The sequence below is a fragment of the Spiribacter salinus M19-40 genome (genome assembly GCF_000319575.2).
Taxonomy (GTDB): domain Bacteria; phylum Pseudomonadota; class Gammaproteobacteria; order Nitrococcales; family Nitrococcaceae; genus Spiribacter; species Spiribacter salinus.
The window spans coordinates 1,029,047-1,045,654 of sequence record NC_021291.1; the positions used below are offsets into that span (position 1 = coordinate 1,029,047).

The window sequence follows — 16,608 nt, forward strand, 5'->3', positions numbered from 1 at the left end:
AGCTCCTGTCAGTGTGTTCGGGCCAGTTCAATGCTCGGGCAACGATCCATGACGACCTGCAGTCCGCCAGCGCGTGCGATGGCTGCCGCCTGCTCATCGACAATATCGAGCTGGCCCCAAAGAACGCGGGCCTGGATCGCGACGGCTTCACGGGCAAGACCGGCCAGCTCGTTTGCCGGACGGAAGACATCGACCATATCAACCGATCGGTCGATTGCAGCGAGCGTGTCGTAAACCGGCAGCCCAGCAATCTCGGTGACATCGGGGCGGGGATTAACGGGAAGGACTTGATAGCCTTTTGAAAGCAGATCTTTTAAAACGGCATGACTGGGTTTATTCGGGTTAGCACTGGCGCCAACCAACGCGATCGTTTTGACCGAATCGAGGATCTCGCGAACGAATTCGTCGGGGTAAATATCCCCGTGGCGATGGTCGCTCATATTCAGCGCCTTTTCTCTCTCCTGCCGTTATTTCGAGTATCGAGTTTCAGTGCAGTGAAGTCAAAGCAATTGGGCGCTCCATTGCGCGGTGCTATTCTCCAGTGATGGCGAAAACACTGAACTACCTGCACGGCTTTAACTCGGCCGCACTCGACAGCGATACGAAGGTCCAGGATCTTCGGCGCCGCTTCAACGTCAATCTGATCAACTACGACAGCTTCGCCTCGCGCGAGGCGATCATTGAACAGATCGAGGCGCAGTCGGTTTCGGGGGCTGACGTTGCATTCATCGGCACGTCACTCGGAGGCTATTTTGCGGCGGTGATGGGTCAGCGCACGGCCCGGCCCGCCATCATGGTGAATCCGAGCGGCGACCCGCACTGGGGTCTTGGCAAATATCTGGACCGGTCACTGGCCAACCCGAAGCTACCCGAGGCTCCACTGCGCGCATTGGATCGGGCAACGGTGGCGTCGTACGCCGGTCATGCACTCTCCGCGAAGGCCGTGGATTACGCGGTTCCGCCGATGCTCGTCTTGGATTTGGAAGACGAGTTGCTCGATGCACGAGCCACCCTGCGAGAATATGGGCATCTTGCGCCGCCCCTCGTGTTCGACGGCGGCAGTCACCGCTTCGAGCACATGGCAGAGGCCCTCGATGGGATCGAGGCCTACGCCTGGCCTGACTGATGCTGCATCAGGATCACGGGGAATCTGAATCGCTCGCCAGGTGAGGGCCACCGGCGTTACGGTGGAGACATGAAAATCGTCGAGGCGATTGTTGAGCTGACGCTGACGGCCGCGCCATGGCTGGTTGCAGGCTTGCTGATGGCCGGGCTGGTGCGGGCACTGGTGCCAACGAACCAGCTCCAGCGTCTGGTTGGCGGGGATGGCTTCGCAGGGATCTCACGGGCCGCCGTGATTGGTGCGCCGCTGCCGCTGTGCTCCTGCGGAGCAATCCCCACCGCCATCGCCCTGCACCGCGGTGGCGCAGGGCGCGGACCGACCACCGCGTTCCTCATTGGCACGCCGGGCATCGGCGTTGACTCGCTCGCGATCAGCTATGCATTGCTCGGGCCTTTTATGATGCTGGCACGCGCCACGTCAGCGGTCGCTACGGCAATCAGCACAGGCATTACCGTCGCCCTCACCGGGGCGGACCGGCGGCCGGCAACGCAAGCAGCGACATCGACGCCGTGTAACGCCGGTTGCAACGAAGACTGCGGGGCGGACCCAAACCGCACAGCCGCCAACCGCGAACGCGCGTCGCTCGGCGCTCGGCTCAGCGATGGAATGCACTACGCCTTCGTGGACATCCTGGATGACATTGCACCGTGGCTCGCCGTGGGACTGCTGCTCGCGGGCGTCCTGACCGGGCTAACCACCGCGGAGACACTGGCGGGCATTGGCAGCGGCGTATGGCCCATGCTGCTCATGGCCGTGATTGGTATCCCGCTGTACATCTGCGCGACGGCCGCCACGCCCATTGCCGCGGGGATGCTGCTCGCTGGTGTTTCCCCGGGCACCGCGCTGGTTTTTCTCGTTGCTGGACCAGTCACCAGCCTCGCCACCCTCGGCGTCCTGCGCCGCGAGTTCGGTGTGCGCGCGCTGACCGGGTATCTCGCGAGCATCATCGTGACCACGGTCCTGCTCGGGCTGGCAACGGATGGCCTGATCGCTGGTACGGGCCTCAATGTGGCTGCCCAGAGCGGCACCGCCGGGGAGCTGCTACCCGTATGGATTCAGGTGGCGGCAGCCCTGGCGTTACTTACCCTCGGGATACGCCCGCTGCGTCAGCGCCTCGCCGGCATAACGCTGCATCCGGGGCGCTAACCGCCGATGTTGATACGCTAACGGGCATGACGCCGCACACTGCCAATGGCCCGATCATGCTGCAGAGCAACCGCATGGAGGATCTGCGCGATCTCACCCTGCAGTGGATCCGGCGACATCCGCTGCACCCGCTCGGGCGCACCCTGTTCCTGGTGCAAAGCAATGGCATTGCTCAGTGGCTGAAAACCTCTATTGCCACAACAGGCGACGGCAACGGTCATGGCGTGTGCCTGGGCATTGAGGTCAGCCTGCCGGCGCGCTTTCAGTGGCAGGCCTACCGCAGCGTTATCGAGACCAACGAGGGCGTGGGCGCCGTGCCCGTCACCTCCCCGTACGACAAAAATCGACTGCGCTGGCGCATCATGGCGCTACTGCCCACGCTGCTCACCGAGCCGCTGTTTGCGCCCCTGGCCCATTACCTGCGCAACGATCAGGAAAAAAGCCGGCAATTTCAGCTGGCGGAGCAGCTCGCCGACCTGTTCGACCAGTATCAGGTCTATCGCGCCGACTGGTTGAACGACTGGGATGCGGGGCGGGATCAACTCCGCCTCGCAGGCGGCCGCGCGACACCGGTACCTGATGAGCAGCGCTGGCAACCGGCGCTGTGGCGACGAATCGGGGAGTCGCTCGGCACTGGGCGTGCGGACACGCACCGTGCGGCAATCCATCAGCGGTTCCTGGGTGCGGCGCATCACCTCAGTGAACGTCCCGAGGCGCTCCCTGAGCGCATTGTCGTGTTCGGGATCTCCTCTTTGCCGCAGCCAATGCTGGAGACGCTGGGCGCGCTGTCCGGGGTAAGCGAGGTCATCCTGTGCCTTCTCAACCCCTGCCAGTACGACTGGAGCGAGATTATCGAGACACAGGAGGTTCTGCGCCAGCAGCGCAGACTCCGCCGCCGTCAGGGCATGCCGACGGGCCTGCATCGTCAACCCGAGCAGCTGCATCTTCATGCCCATCCACTGCTCGCGGCCTGGGGCAAGCAAGGCCGGGACTACCTGCAGCTTCTCAGCGAGCACGATCACACCGATCTCACCGCGATGCAGGCGCTTCAGCAGCCCGTGGACTTTTTCAGTGAGCCGACGACGGACACGCTGCTTGGCCAACTTCAGTCAGACATCCTCAACCTCCGGCCCTTAGACGAGACCCGTGACGCTTGGCCGCCAGTGAGCGCCGACCAGGACAACGCCATCCGGTTCCACCGCTGCCACAGCCCGCAGCGCGAGCTTGAAGTACTGCATGACACGCTACTGGCGGCCTTCGACCAGGATGCCGAGCTAACGCCCCGGGACGTCATGGTCATGGTGCCCGACATTAATGAATACGCTCCGATAATCGATGCGGTGTTTGGTCAGTTCACCTATCGCGACCGCCGGTATGTGCCCTATCACATCGCGGATCAGGGCCGACGTCATCGCGAACCACTGCTGGTGGCACTCGAGGCCCTGCTGTCCCTTCCACGCTCACGGTTTCGTGCCAGCGAGATCCTCGATTTGCTGGACATTCCACCCTTGCGCGCGCGCTTTGGCCTGGCAGAGGGTGATCTGGACACGCTCAAGCGCTGGATCGAGGGCGCGAATATCCGCTGGGGCCTTAGCGCGGAGCAGCGCGCCGATCTGGGCCTACCTCATCAGGATGCCCTGCACACGTGGCGCTTCGGCCTTGAACGAATGCTCATGGGCTATGCGGTGGGCTCAGGTGATCCGTCTGAGCCCGACTGGCAGGACATCGTGCCCTATGACGAAGTGGCAGGGCTGGATGCCGGGCTGGTTGGCCCGCTCTATCAGCTCATCGCCACCCTCGACGACTACCGCGTGCACTTGGCCAAGCCCAAGCCAGCCGCCGACTGGGCGCTGACCGTGCGGACCATGATCGACGCGACACTGACCCCTCAGACGGCAGCCGAGCAGGCCCTGCTGGGACAAATAGTGACCGGCCTGGAAACCTGGCAGCAAGAAATCGAGGAAGCGGCGGTGGACGACGACCTCCCGCTCGCAGTGGTCCGCGAGAGCTGGCTCGCGCAGCTCGACGAGCCGGCTCTCTCGCAGGGCTTTCAGATGGGGGGCATCACCTTTGCCACGCTCATGCCCATGCGGGCGATCCCCTTTAAGCACGTGGTGCTACTCGGGATGAATGACGGCGCCTACCCCCGCCGAGCGGAGGCCCCGGACTTCGATTTGATGGCGCGCCGAGGGCACTATCGAGCCGGGGACCGCGCCCGCCGCGATGACGACCGGTATCTGTTCCTCGAGGCCCTGCTCTCCGCCCGTGACCGCCTGACCATTAGCTGGTGTGCCCGCAGCGTTCGCGACAACAGTGAACAGCCCCCCAGCGTCCTCGTTGGGCAGTTACGGGATCATCTGGATCGCGGCTGGCGGCTGGACACAAACGAGCTGGATGCCTCAGTCGCCGAGGCACTGACCACCGATCACCCACTGCAGCCGTTCGCCGAAGCCTATTTTCGCGATGGATCCCCCTTGTTCTCCTATGCCAATGAGTGGCGCTCCCTGCGTACAGCGATCCCTGAAATCGAGGCCAACCCGCTATCCCTCTGGATACCGGAGGGGCCGATCACGCTCACGAACCTGGTTCGATTTCTACGCGACCCGGTCACCGCGCTGTTCCAGCAGCGTCTGGGCACTTACGCCGGGGAAGACGCCGCCGTCACGCCCGACGAGGAGCCATTTGAATTTGATGCCCTCGGCGGCTGGCAAGCCCGTAACACCCTGTTGGAGCCGATCAGCCAGTCGCTTGGCCACGGCGTAGACATCGATCCGATGGCCGAGCTTGAGCGACGCATCGACCGCCACCAGCGTGCGGGTGACTATCCGCCAGCCCCCGTGGCAAACGCGATCCGCGGCCGATTGCTCGATCGGGTCCCCGAGACACTGATGCGCTACCGCGCCTTGCTCGCGGACTATCCTGAACGGCCCACAACTTCACCCCGTATCGAACTGCGTGTCTCAGTGGCCCTGCAAGGCGAGACGCACACCGTCATGCTTGAGGATAGCCTTGAGGGGATCAGCATGGCAGAAACGATGACCGGTGAGCCCCGCCGGGCCCGACTTGCCCTGGTCACCAGCCCACTGTTGGGCAACAAGGACAAGCTGCACTGGCGGCAGCTCCTCAAGCACTGGCCAGCGCATCTGGCCACGCAGTGCCTCTACCCTGCCACGGACACCCATCTGGTCTCTCCGGGCAGCACCTTGACGCTGCCGGGTCTGCCCGCAGCCGAGGCGCGTGCGGCCCTGTCCGCGCTCATCAAGCAATGGCTCCTCGGTATGCATCAACCGACCCCGACGCATCCCGATCTCGCGCGGCCGCTGCTTGTGGGCTCGAAGCAGTGCCCCCGGGACTGGGAGAACGCCTACGACACACTTCGCGAGCGCAGCCCGTTGTTTGTTCGGGAATACCCGCGCCTCGACAGCCTGGTGCAGGACGACGCGTTTAACGCGTTCAGCCACCGCCTATACGGCGCATTCCATGCCCACCTCGAGCGCCGACAGGTGGTCAGGACATGACGCTCGCCCTCGATCTTCCATTGCGGGGCACGCGGCTCATTGAGGCCAGCGCCGGCACGGGCAAAACCTTCACAATCGCGCTGCTCTATGTGCGATTGATCCTGGGACAGGGGCGAGGCGCCGACGCCGTATTGCCCCCGCTCGACCCACCGGACATCCTGGTGACGACCTTCACCGAGGCCGCCAGCCTGGAGCTACGCGAGCGCATTCGCCAGCGCCTGGTGGAGGCCGCACTGGCCTTCCGCGAACCGCTTGAAACGGAATCCGCCGCCGATGACGCGCTTCTGTTGGCCCTGCGCGACCGCTACCCCGAGGCCGATTGGCCGGCCTGTGCCCGGCGTCTGGAATTGGCTGCCGACTGGATGGACGATGCCACCATTTCAACGATCCATGGCTGGGCTCAGCGCATGTTGCGCGAACACGCCTTTGACAGCGGCCAGCTATTCCACCGGGAGCTGGTAAAAGATCTGCGTGATCTGCAGCTAGAGGCGGTTACCGACTACTGGCGCACACGGGTCTACCCCCTCGACGAGTCTCACGCTGCCGAAATGGTCAACGCGTTTGGCGGGCCCGCTAAACTGGCTAAACAACTGAAAAAGCTCCTGGACCGACCCGACGCGCTGCCCGTTTTCAAGGGGACGCCGCTGACCGAGGGCAGCTTAACGGACGCCCTGCAAGCCATTACCGACCGCAAGGCGGACATGGAAAAGGCCGAGACCCGGGCGCGAGCGACCTGGCAGCGGGATCCGGCGGGCATTGAACAAGCGCTGCAAGCGCTCCGTCCCGGCATGAACGCCAGTGTCTTTCGCAATAAGGCAGATGACGCGGAATTCGAGCGCTATCTGCAAACGCTTCGGGCCTGGGGCCAGGGCGATCTGCCCCTCACCGAGGCAACGTTTGTGCAAAAACTCGCCCGCGACCGACTCAAGTTGAACAAAGGTTACGAGTGCCCGCCGCTTGCCCTTTTTGATGACCTTCAAGTCTGGCATGACCACCAGGCGCACTGGGAAGCGGCCCGCGAGGCGCTCCCACCCCGCGGCCTGGCCGATGCCCGACAGTGGGTCGCTGAGCGCATGGCCTCAACCCTGGAGGCCAACGCCCAGATGGGCTTTGACAACATGATCAGCGATCTTGCCGATGCGCTTGAGGGCCCCTCGGGTGATGCCCTTGCCGCCCGCATCCGTGAGCAATTCCCGCTGGCCATGATCGATGAGTTTCAGGATATCGACCCGGCACAGTACCGGATCTTCAAGCGGATCTATGACCTGTCTGCAGACGATGCCGATCAAGCACTGATCCTGATCGGCGACCCGAAACAGGCGATCTACGGCTTTCGAGGAGGCGATATCCACACCTACCTCGCAGCCCGGGCCGCCACCGCGGGGCGCCACCACAGCCTCGATCGCAATTTCCGCTCGAGTGTCGAGGCGGTCGAGGCCGTCACCCAGCTTTTCGCTCACGCCGAGGCTCGCCATCCACAACGCGCCTTTCGCCTGGGAGACGCCCTACCCTTTGAGACGGTCAGTGCAGCAGGCCGCCGCGAGCGGCTTCAATTGGGTGAGGAGCCCGCTGCCGGGATCATTGGCTGGATACTCGAACCGGAGGACGACAGGGGCGTCATTAACTTTGAGACCTATCGCGATGCAGCCGCCGCGCACTGTGCCAACCGCATCGCGCACTGGCTCAATGCCGCTGAGGCCGGTGAAGCGGGTTTTGAGCAACCTGACGACAACCCACTCGAGCCACTGAAGGCCAGTGACATCGCTATCCTGGTGCGCGATCGAGCGGAGGCGGATAGCATCCGGCAGGCGCTGTCAGATCGCGGGCTTTCGAGTGTTTATCTCTCGGATCGGGAAAGTGTCTTCGCGACACCGGAGGCTCGGGACCTGATGGCCTGGTTACAGGCCATGGCCAACCCGGAGTCCGTCTCCCGGGTACGTAGCGCAATGGCGAGCGCCTCACTCGCCCAGTCACTCAATACGCTAGACAACCTCCAGCAGGATGAGCTGGCCTGGGAAGCAGCCCAGGCCCGGTTCGTCGACTATCGCCAGCGTTGGCAGCGCCATGGCGTTCTGCCGGCCCTTCGCGCGTTGATGCACGACCATGAAGTACCGGCCGCCCTGCTTGCCCGTCCCAACGGTGAGCGGCGCCTGACCAACCTCCTGCATCTGGCCGAATGGGCCCAGCAAGCCAGCGATTCCCTTGATGGCGAACACGCGCTGGTCCGAGTACTCAGCGAGCACATTGATGACCCCGCTGGAGATGAGCAGATCCTGCGCCTGGAGAGTGACGCGAACCTGATCCAGGTCGTCACGGTGTTCAAGTCAAAGGGCCTGGAGTACCCGGTGGTCGCCCTGCCTTTTGTCTGCAGCTATAGATCGACTGATCTCAGCAAGGGCGGCGGCCTCTTCCATGCCGGCGATCAACCCATGCTCGAGCTCGCACCCAAAAACACGCTCGCCGAGGAGAGCGTCGAGGCCGCGGACAGCGAGCGCCTGTCCGAGGAACTTCGTCTTCTGTATGTCGCGCTCACGCGAGCGCGTTACGCGACATTCCTCGGCATTGCCCCCATCGTAAAAGGCACCAAGAAGACCTCAACCCTTCATGAATCCGCGCTCGGTTATTTGCTGGGCGGTGGCGAGGCCATCCCGGATGCCCCGACCCTGCGCCGCCTCTGGCAGGCACACGCCGACCAGTGCCCCGCGATCACGGTCGCCCCGGGAGAGAGCGAGTGGACCACCCATCAGCCCACGGAGCCCCCCCACTCGCTGCGCACCGCGCTCACACCAAAGCCGCCGGCCTATTTGTCATGGTGGATCGCCAGCTACTCAGCGCTCAAACAACTCGGTACGGGGGCGCCAGACACCGTGGCCGCTGAGATCCGCGGCGAGGAGCACGAGGCACTCGAGGCCGCATCATCGCCGCTCATCGACCAGCGTCCAGCGGCAGGCACGTTGCATGATTTCCCTCGGGGGCCCGAGCCGGGCACGTTCCTTCATGGTGTCCTGGAAGCCGCAGCGAGCATTGGGTTTAACCAGGCACTGGCAGACCCGGGGTTCCAGCGGCGTATGGTGCAACGCTGTGAACGACGGGGTTGGGGCGAGCACAGCGACGCGCTTCAGGCGGGGCTGCAGGCATGGCTCACCACCCCGCTGGCGCCCGACAACAGTGGGCTTGTCCTCGGTCAGCTCACGCGCTACCGCGCCGAACCAGATTTCTGGTTTACCACCCATCAGACGCCAACACCCGCCATCGACCGGCTGGTGAGAACAGCCATTCATCCTGACGCACCTCGGCCTACCCTCGGCTATCAGACACTCAACGGCCTGATGAAAGGATTTATCGATCTGCTTGTCGAGCATGCGGGGCGCTACTGGATTATTGACTGGAAATCGAACTGGCTGGGCCCGGATGATGCCGCCTATTCAACCGACGCCCTGCGGCAGGCCATGCTCGAAAAACGCCATGACCTGCAGCTCGCCGTTTACTTACTGGCCCTGCATCGCCACTTGCGCCAAACCCTGCCGGACTACGACTACGAACGTCACGTCGGCGGTGCTCAGTTGGTCTTTTTACGCGGAATACAGGCCCCCTCGCGCGGGGTTGCCGCCATTCAGCCATCGAAGGCGTTCATCGAGGCACTGGATAACGCCTTCGCCGGCGCCGCGGAGGCCATATCGTGAGCCTGCCTGCCCCGGAGGAGTTCCTGCGAATTGCCCGCGGTTGGGCTGATCTCGGCTGGGTCAGAGCGCTTGACGTGGCCCTTGCCGAACAGCTGCACACCCTGGCGCCTGCCCCCTGCAGTAGCTGCCTGCTGGCCAGTGTGCTGGTCAGCCACCAGGCCGGCCAGGGCCATCTGCTGCTTAACCTGACCGACACCCAGCGACGGCCGCGCGCTGTGATTGCCGTCGATCCAGACACCGACCGCCCGGACTGGCCGACCCCCGAGGCGCTCATTGATGCACTGGTTGAGCCCTGGGCCAGTCAACTGACGGCCTGGGCGGCCGTCACTGATGGCGCCGGTTCAACGCCGTTGGTGCTGATCGATGATGCCCTGTACCTGCGCCGCTATTACCGTCACGAGACCGCGGTCGCCGAGGCCGTGGCGCATCGTCTGGCCGAGGCACCGCGCCTGTCGGCGGATGCGGTCCGTCCAATCGCCGATCGCCTCTTTCCGCCTGCCGATCATCCGGCCGAGGCGGCAGCGAATGCCACTCAGAAAATGGCCTGTGCACTGGCAGCGCGCTCCCAATTCGCCGTGATCACCGGTGGCCCGGGAACCGGCAAGACCAATACCGTGATTCGATTGCTGGGCCTGTTGCAGGCCAGTGCGCTTGATGCGGGCCACCCCACGTTGCGCATCCGCCTCGCCGCGCCAACCGGTAAGGCGGCTGCGCGGCTTGATGAAGCGATCGGTGGCCAGATTGATCAGCTGCGCACGCTCGACCTGCCCGGCGGTGAGGCGTTGCATCAGGCTATCCCAAGAGAGGTAACCACGTTGCATCGGCTGCTCGGGGCCCGACCAGGGACCCGACACTTTCGACACCATGCCGGTCATCCACTGCCCCTGGACATGGTGGTGGTTGATGAGGCGTCCATGGTCGATATCGAAATGATGACCGCTCTGCTGGATGCCCTGCCTGCGCACGCTCGCCTGGTGCTGCTGGGTGACCGTGACCAGCTGGCCTCCGTCGAGGCGGGCGCCGTTCTCGGGCGATTATGTGCCCAGGCAGAAGGCGGTCATTACCAGGCCGAGACGGCCCAGTGGCTGCAAGCCGCCACCGGTGAGGCCGTCGACTCGAGCCTGCGCGATGACACGGGCAGGCCACTGGATCAGGCCATCGCCATGCTTCGCCACTCATTCCGATTCGATGCGGGCGGGGGTATCGGCCAGCTCGCACGCGCCATTAATACCGGTGACGCGCAGACCGCCCTGAATATTCTCAAGGCCCAGGATCACGACGATCTGGACTACCGCGGCCTGCACGGCGCTGACGACCCGACCGTGGCGCGCCTGATCACCAGCCGGGCGGATTATCCGATGCGACCGGCAGCCGATGCCGAACGCGCCGAGTGGGATGCGTGGGCGACCGCCATTCTCGAGACGGCAGGCCAGTTCCAAATGCTCACACCCCTACGCCGCGGACCTTTTGGTGCCGATGCCCTGAATCAGCAGATCGAGCAGGCGCTGGCCCGGACTGGCCAGCTGGGATCAGCAGGGCCGCCCGGTCGCTGGTACGCGGGCCGGCCCGTGATGGTGACAGGCAATGACTACGGCCTGAAGCTAATGAACGGCGACATCGGGATCACCCTGCGCGTCCCGGCCCCCTTTGGCGATCCAGAACAAGGGGAGGATCTGCGCGTGGCCTTCCGCAGCGAGGGCCGAGTCCGGTGGGTGCTGCCAAGCCGACTGCAGCATGTGGAAACGGTCTATGCCATGACGGTGCACAAATCCCAGGGCTCGGAGTTTGCGCACACCGCGCTGATCGTCCCCGACACCGCGCCCCCCGTCCTGACGCGCGAGCTGATCTATACGGCCGTGACGCGCGCCCGGGAGCGCTTCACCCTGCTATGCGCCAGCGACCGGGTTCTAACCCAGGCGATTCAGCGTCAGGTAACCCGACAGAGCCAGCTCTTCAGCTAGATCCGGCACAGGTCTGCTCCAGCCCCTCGTCACGATCGACCTCTGCTCCGGAGGGTAGCGGGGCGTCGGCGTCGCTCAAAAAGCGGCGCACATCCGCAAGCACCGCATCAGAGCCACTGAACCGGGTGAGCATGTGGTAGCCCGCCGGGTAATAGGCAGTACGCCAGCGTTGGCTTGGTGGGAGGCGCCTGAACATGGCGCAGGCCGCCGACGCCGGAATCACCTCATCCTCGCCAGCGATCAAGATGAACGTGGGCGCCCCCCGCAAATCGGGGACCGCCGCCAGCGCAGCATCCATTAAATCCGATACGCCCGCTACCGCCTCAACCCGTGTCTCCCAGATCCGGCGCGGATCGCTCGCTAGCTGCCGCATGACCGCCGAATCATCTGTTGGCTCCACGCCCAGGTCGCGCCCTGACAGCGTCAGACCGGGTGCGAGCCGTTTGACAATCCACAAGCCTGCGCGCTGGTACCAGGGCATGGCCTGCGTACCCCAGAACGCAGGGCCCACCAACACGCCGCTGGAGACCGGTGGCGGGGACTCACTGGCTTGCAACAAGCCAACAATCGCACCGCCCATGCTCAGTCCTACCAAGTGGACGGAGGTATCGGGATAGCGCGCGCGAACCTGATCAATGACCCAGCGTGCATCACTGAGTAGTTGTTCTGTTCCAGGCCAGCGGCCACGCTGGTGACTAGCACCGAAGCCACGCTGATCCCAGGCGTAAACGGCCACGTCATCGGGCACCAGCGCCGCAGCCGTTGGCAGGAAAGAGCCAGCATGATCGTTGAAGCCGTGAACGCCGATCACAACGGCGGAAGGCGCCTCGCCTGCCTCCGGGGCTGGCCCCCACCGCCGCAGCGGCAGGGGCGTCCCATCCGGCATAACGACCTGGTGAGGTGTCGGGCCGGTCTCAATCGCGAGATTGCTAAGGACGCCTCGGGGTTCGGCGAGCGCCTGCGTATCGAGCGCCAGCCCCTGGCTGGTGCGTGGCTCACCCACCAGCGCCAGCCCCTCTCCTTCGGCTTCGCCCTGACCACCACACCCCGTCAACAAGACCGCGTACAGCAAGGTGGCCATCAGCCCCTTATGCCGGCACCGTCCCATGCGTATCCTGACCATCAATGTCATCCGATCAGTTTACCTTGTCCGTTATTATCCCCGCGTGGAACGAGGGTGATTATCTGCCGGATACGCTCGCCTCGCTCGAACATGCCATCCAGTCGCTGCCCAATGAGGTGGCCTGCGAGGTGATCGTGGTTGATAACGCCTCGAGCGATAATACCCGCTCGATTGCGCTATCTCGGGGCGCATGCGTGATCTTCGAGCCAGAACGCCGCATTGCCCGCGTGCGAAATGCGGGCGCAGAGGCCGCCAAAGGCGACGGGCTCGTGTTTCTGGATGCAGATACGCGCATCCGTGCTACTCACCTTACAGCGGTTGTCGCAGGACTCAGGGCGGGCCTTGCGGGTGGCGGCGTGCCCATCGACTTCGACCACCTTGAAGGCGCCCTGCAAAGGGCCGGACTTCGGGCATGGAATGCCCTCTCACGCCGAGCCCACTGGGCCGCGGGCTGCTTTGTTTTTGCGCGTGCGGACTTGCACCGCGCTGTGGGCGGATTCAGCGAAGCAGTGTATGCCGGGGAAGAGATTGCCTATTCACGCGCACTTAAACGCCTCGCCCAGCATCAGGGCCGAGCCTTTCGTATCCTCGATATACAGCCCGTCGTCAGTTCATCTCGAAAAATCACATGGTTCAGGCCCTGGCAGCACGCGATCGTACTGCTTACATTTTTGTTCTTCCCTTGGGCCGGTCGATTCAAGCGCCTGACCTGGTTCTGGTATCACCGTCCCCATGATGGTTAAAGCCAGAGACGGTCGGCGCACTTATCGGAGCCTCAACGCGGGCGTGAGCGACTTGCTGAGCGATCTGCTCAGCGGTGATGGCTGACAACGTCCAGCCGAGGTGACCATGACCCGTGTTATAAAACACGCCAGGCCGACGACCCTCACCCACGCGCGGCATCATGTTCGGCATCATCGGCCGAAGGCCAGCCCAGGGCACAACCTGGCGCGTCTCAACGCCGGGAAAGCACTGCTCTACCCAGTCGATGATCGGTCGCGTCCGATCATTGCGAATATCTCGGTTGTAGCCGTTGAACTCGGCTGTACCGGCCACTCGAAAACGCTCTGGGCCCAGTCGGCTTGAAACAAGCTTGGTCTCATCATCCAGCAGGCTTACCTGCGGTGCCGCCTGGCGAGACGCCTCATCCTCAAGATTGACGGTGATGGAGTAGCCTTTCACCGGGTAAACATTCACGCGATCACCCAGCTGGGCGGCGAGATAGCGACTCGCTACGCCAGCGCACACGACCACGCCGTCATAGACCTGGCGGTCAACCTCAGTGGCCACCCAGGTCGCCTTGCCATTGGCGCTCAGTTCCGACACGGCTTCGCCGAAGCGCATCTGTCCGCCACGGCGCGCCACCGCATCCGCAAGGCCTTTCGTAAACTGATGAATATCGCCCGTCGCGTCGCTTTCCGTGTAGTAGCCACCGTAGTACTCACCGGCGAGATTGGGCTCGATGCCTCGCATTTCATCCGGGGTTACCGGTTGGCGTTCAAGCCCACCGGCAGCCAGTAGTCGGGTGACCTCCGCGGCATGCTCAAAGCCCTTGCGATCGCGGTAAATATGCAAGATGCCGCGGCGCTGCAGATCAAAATCAATCCCCTCTGCCTGCGCCCAATCAAAAAGGTAGGCCCGCGCCGCAATCGCCAGTCGGGCCGTCTCAGTGGTGTTGTGGGCATATTGCGGAATCGCCGCCATGAACTCGGCAAACCAGCTGAGCTTGTGCCAGGAGGGCTTGGGATTAACCAGCAGCGGGGCGTCGGCACGAAGCATCCATCGCAGCCCCTTCAGAATGGTCGGCCAGTGGTTCCAGACTTCGGCATTGGAGGCCGACAGCTGCCCACCATTGGCAAAGGACGTTTCCATAGCGGCGTAGCGGTTGCGCTCATAGAGCGTGACGTCGAAGCCATGGTTTTGCAGGGCATAAGCGGTGGTGACACCTGTAATCCCACCACCGATCACAGCAATGTGTTGCATCCGATTGTCTCCAGGCGCGTCGGGTTACGGTTGCCGCAATGCGGCAGCGATCTCCCCTTCCGTCCTGGTACCTGAGAGATTCACGGAACCGCCACTCGGGGGGCCGCTTGCTCCTTCGGTGAGCCGACAGACGCCTGTGTCAGCTTCTTTTCGGAATTGATCACGCGCCAGCGGTCCTTTTGCCTGAGAGATTCCGGGGCCGTTGCTCCTTCGGCGTCGATTCGCGCTGCGTCGAACCGAACTCTCCCGCTATAGCGTGTTAACGAGTCTACGCTGACTGCCGCGTTCATGTCAGCCTTGCGGGCCGGTGAGCGTTGTAAAGCTGGCGGTTGCCACCAGGATCCCAACGATCAATAGAGACTCCAGCATCAGCGAGCGACGCATTTTTGCTGGCGCCAAACGCTCACCCCGCGCCAGTGCGGGCGTCAACGAGAGTTTATTGATCGCCGCCAGGAGCAAAACACCACTGAACAAAGCGATTTTGATGGCAAAAAGTTGCCCGTACGACGTTTTGATTGCCGTTCCGACACCGCCCGTGAGTTGCTGAAAAGTCAGGACGCCAGCGGCCACCAAAATGGGGACTACCCAGATGGCGATTCGCCCAAACGCAGCGGCAACCTGACCGGCATGCCCCAGATCGTAACGGGCGACCCGGTATAACGGGATAAAAATACCCACCCAGAACGATAGCCCGAGTAGGTGCACGATGATCAAAGCGTTCAGCCACCACCCATCCACGCTTGCGGTATGACCGGTGAGCCCGAACCCTGTCGCGACGGCAAGCGCGCCCAGAAACCCAGCGATCAGGCCAATCACGCCGGGCAACATCACCCCCATCAGCAGCAGCAAACCAAGGCCCTGGACACCAAGAGCAAGCCCGGTAGACCCCTGGAGTATTAACATCATGAGTTCGAAATCGAAAATGGCTCCCCAGTCGTCGCCCGCCAGGATGACCACTTCAACACCAAGTCGAGCAGCCGCGAGAACCGCTGCCAGCAACGCCATGGCAGGAACCAGTCGCCGCAGGAATCGCACCTCACTGCCTGGTAATCCGGCCAGAGCCATCAGCACAAGCGCCGAGCCCGCTGCGAGCAAGAAAGCGAGATAACCGGCCGCCTTCACCGCAATAGCGGTGAGGTCGATCACCGATAGTGACAGCAGTGATTCAATCAATCAGCGTGCCTCGATCGAAAAGGAGAGCTCCCCAGACATCGTGTGGCCATCTTCCGATAACCCGCGCCAGGAGAACGTATACGCCGCATCCGGCAGGGGCTGTAGCGGCACCTCGAGCGTGGTCACCGCATCACGGCCACTCGCGGCCTCGACCGGAAACGCCGTGCCATCCCCATCTTTCAGGGTCACGCTTGTGATGCGCATTGGCGCATCAAATTCCACCGTAATGGCATCAGGTGTGGTATCGAGCTGCTCCCCCGCTTCCGGGTGCGTCACCTGCTGCTCGGAATGCCCGAGGGCAGGCGGCACGGCCATCATCAGGCCAAAGGCCATGGTGATTGCGACGGCGGCTGCGCGTGGAATGGGCATACTTTGTCCTGCTGTATCGCCAAGACACGACAGTCTAAGCCGATGTTGGGAGCCGGCACAACGGGCCCTGTTGTCCGGGGCGTATGTCTCATAGACTGCGGGCATGGATAAATTTCACAGCATTAACGTTCTCGGAGAGACGCTGACACCCTGCGGCATGGACCCGATCACCGGGTTTTTCCGGGATGGCTGCTGCAACACCAGTCATGCCGATGGCGGGATGCATACCGTATGCGCCGTCGTCACCGATGCCTTCCTCGAGTTTTCCCGCAACCAAGGCAACGACTTGACGCGCGCCGTGCCGCTTGCCGATTTCCCGGGCCTGAGCGCAGGTGATCGCTGGTGTCTTTGTGCCGGCCGCTGGCTCGAGGCGTATCAGGCGGGGGTTGCGCCACTCGTTGACCTCGCCGCCACGCATGAAGAGACCCTGGCCGTGATCGATCTCGACATCCTGCGCCAATACGCCACGGATTCGTCATAAGGATATAGCCAGAAAATATTTCAGGCTCCTCGGCTCATCGCCTCACAC

Annotated in this window: 12 protein-coding genes and 1 riboswitch; of the genes, 7 read left to right on the forward strand and 5 right to left on the reverse strand. The window is 63.3% G+C overall.

Annotated elements, in window-relative coordinates; translation table 11 throughout:
• Positions 1 to 8: 8 nt before the first annotated feature.
• Positions 9 to 440, reverse strand: coding sequence for a CoA-binding protein (locus SPISAL_RS05150; protein ID WP_016353415.1), 432 nt, complete (start codon positions 438 to 440; stop codon positions 9 to 11).
• A gap of 104 nt (positions 441 to 544) precedes the next feature.
• Between SPISAL_RS05150 and SPISAL_RS05155 the strand changes: the two genes are divergently transcribed.
• From SPISAL_RS05155 to recD, 5 genes are all read left to right on the forward strand, one after another.
• The gene (locus SPISAL_RS05155) at positions 545 to 1,126 is read left to right on the forward strand and encodes a YqiA/YcfP family alpha/beta fold hydrolase (protein ID WP_016353416.1); all 582 of its coding nucleotides are present in this window, start codon (positions 545 to 547) and stop codon (positions 1,124 to 1,126) included.
• 69 nt (positions 1,127 to 1,195) lie between these two features.
• Positions 1,196 to 2,269 (forward strand): SO_0444 family Cu/Zn efflux transporter, encoded by a 1,074-nt coding sequence (locus SPISAL_RS05160; protein ID WP_016353417.1) that lies wholly within the window; start codon positions 1,196 to 1,198, stop codon positions 2,267 to 2,269.
• Between the two features lie 26 nt (positions 2,270 to 2,295).
• On the forward strand, positions 2,296 to 5,787 hold the full coding sequence (gene recC / locus SPISAL_RS05165; RefSeq protein ID WP_016353418.1) for an exodeoxyribonuclease V subunit gamma: 3,492 nt from the start codon (positions 2,296 to 2,298) through the stop codon (positions 5,785 to 5,787).
• Positions 5,784 to 9,470: an exodeoxyribonuclease V subunit beta gene (gene recB / locus SPISAL_RS05170; RefSeq protein WP_016353419.1), complete on the forward strand. Its 3,687-nt coding sequence runs from the start codon at positions 5,784 to 5,786 to the stop codon at positions 9,468 to 9,470. Before recC ends, recB begins: the two co-directional genes overlap by 4 nt.
• Positions 9,467 to 11,431: an exodeoxyribonuclease V subunit alpha gene (gene recD, locus SPISAL_RS05175; RefSeq protein WP_016353420.1), complete on the forward strand. Its 1,965-nt coding sequence runs from the start codon at positions 9,467 to 9,469 to the stop codon at positions 11,429 to 11,431. The genes recB and recD overlap by 4 nt, the downstream gene beginning before the upstream one ends.
• On the opposite strand, the gene SPISAL_RS05180 is transcribed toward recD, so the two are convergent.
• On the reverse strand, positions 11,424 to 12,512 hold the full coding sequence (locus SPISAL_RS05180; RefSeq protein WP_051111892.1) for an alpha/beta hydrolase: 1,089 nt from the start codon (positions 12,510 to 12,512) through the stop codon (positions 11,424 to 11,426). The two genes, recD and SPISAL_RS05180, sit on opposite strands and share 8 nt — an antisense overlap.
• A gap of 44 nt (positions 12,513 to 12,556) precedes the next feature.
• Here SPISAL_RS05180 and SPISAL_RS05185 point away from each other — a divergent pair, with 44 nt between their 5' ends.
• Positions 12,557 to 13,297 carry a glycosyltransferase gene (locus SPISAL_RS05185; RefSeq protein WP_016353422.1) on the forward strand — a complete coding sequence of 247 codons (741 nt, stop codon included), beginning with the start codon at positions 12,557 to 12,559 and terminating at the stop codon, positions 13,295 to 13,297.
• Here the strand turns inward: SPISAL_RS05185 and SPISAL_RS05190 are convergent.
• The 3 genes from SPISAL_RS05190 to SPISAL_RS05200 all read right to left on the reverse strand — a co-directional run bounded on the left by SPISAL_RS05190 (position 13,251) and on the right by SPISAL_RS05200 (position 16,079).
• The gene (locus SPISAL_RS05190; protein ID WP_016353423.1) at positions 13,251 to 14,537 is read right to left on the reverse strand and encodes a D-amino acid dehydrogenase; all 1,287 of its coding nucleotides are present in this window, start codon (positions 14,535 to 14,537) and stop codon (positions 13,251 to 13,253) included. The two genes, SPISAL_RS05185 and SPISAL_RS05190, sit on opposite strands and share 47 nt — an antisense overlap.
• A 161-nt stretch (positions 14,538 to 14,698) precedes the next feature.
• Positions 14,699 to 14,796: riboswitch (glycine riboswitch) on the reverse strand.
• 32 nt (positions 14,797 to 14,828) lie between these two features.
• Positions 14,829 to 15,710, reverse strand: a complete 882-nt coding sequence (locus tag SPISAL_RS08680) for a copper resistance D family protein (RefSeq protein ID WP_016353424.1) — start codon at positions 15,708 to 15,710, stop codon at positions 14,829 to 14,831.
• Complete coding sequence (locus SPISAL_RS05200) at positions 15,711 to 16,079, reverse strand: copper resistance CopC family protein (protein WP_016353425.1); 369 nt, start codon at positions 16,077 to 16,079, stop codon at positions 15,711 to 15,713. It abuts the gene before it with no gap.
• A 103-nt stretch (positions 16,080 to 16,182) separates the two neighbouring features.
• On the opposite strand from SPISAL_RS05200, the gene SPISAL_RS05205 reads away from it, so the two are divergent.
• Complete coding sequence (locus tag SPISAL_RS05205) at positions 16,183 to 16,560, forward strand: DUF2237 family protein (protein ID WP_016353426.1); 378 nt, start codon at positions 16,183 to 16,185, stop codon at positions 16,558 to 16,560.
• Positions 16,561 to 16,608 lie beyond the last annotated feature (48 nt).

Coding starts and splice junctions, on each gene's coding strand:
- SPISAL_RS05150 (WP_016353415.1), bottom strand. CDS start 440: ATGAGCGACCATCGCCACGGGGATATTTACCCCGACGAATTCGTTCGC.
- SPISAL_RS05155 (WP_016353416.1), top strand. CDS start 545: ATGGCGAAAACACTGAACTACCTGCACGGCTTTAACTCGGCCGCACTC.
- SPISAL_RS05160 (WP_016353417.1), top strand. CDS start 1,196: ATGAAAATCGTCGAGGCGATTGTTGAGCTGACGCTGACGGCCGCGCCA.
- recC (WP_016353418.1), top strand. CDS start 2,296: ATGACGCCGCACACTGCCAATGGCCCGATCATGCTGCAGAGCAACCGC.
- recB (WP_016353419.1), top strand. CDS start 5,784: ATGACGCTCGCCCTCGATCTTCCATTGCGGGGCACGCGGCTCATTGAG.
- SPISAL_RS05180 (WP_051111892.1), bottom strand. CDS start 12,512: ATGGCCACCTTGCTGTACGCGGTCTTGTTGACGGGGTGTGGTGGTCAG.
- SPISAL_RS05185 (WP_016353422.1), top strand. CDS start 12,557: ATGTCATCCGATCAGTTTACCTTGTCCGTTATTATCCCCGCGTGGAAC.
- SPISAL_RS05190 (WP_016353423.1), bottom strand. CDS start 14,537: ATGCAACACATTGCTGTGATCGGTGGTGGGATTACAGGTGTCACCACC.
- SPISAL_RS05200 (WP_016353425.1), bottom strand. CDS start 16,079: ATGCCCATTCCACGCGCAGCCGCCGTCGCAATCACCATGGCCTTTGGC.
- SPISAL_RS05205 (WP_016353426.1), top strand. CDS start 16,183: ATGGATAAATTTCACAGCATTAACGTTCTCGGAGAGACGCTGACACCC.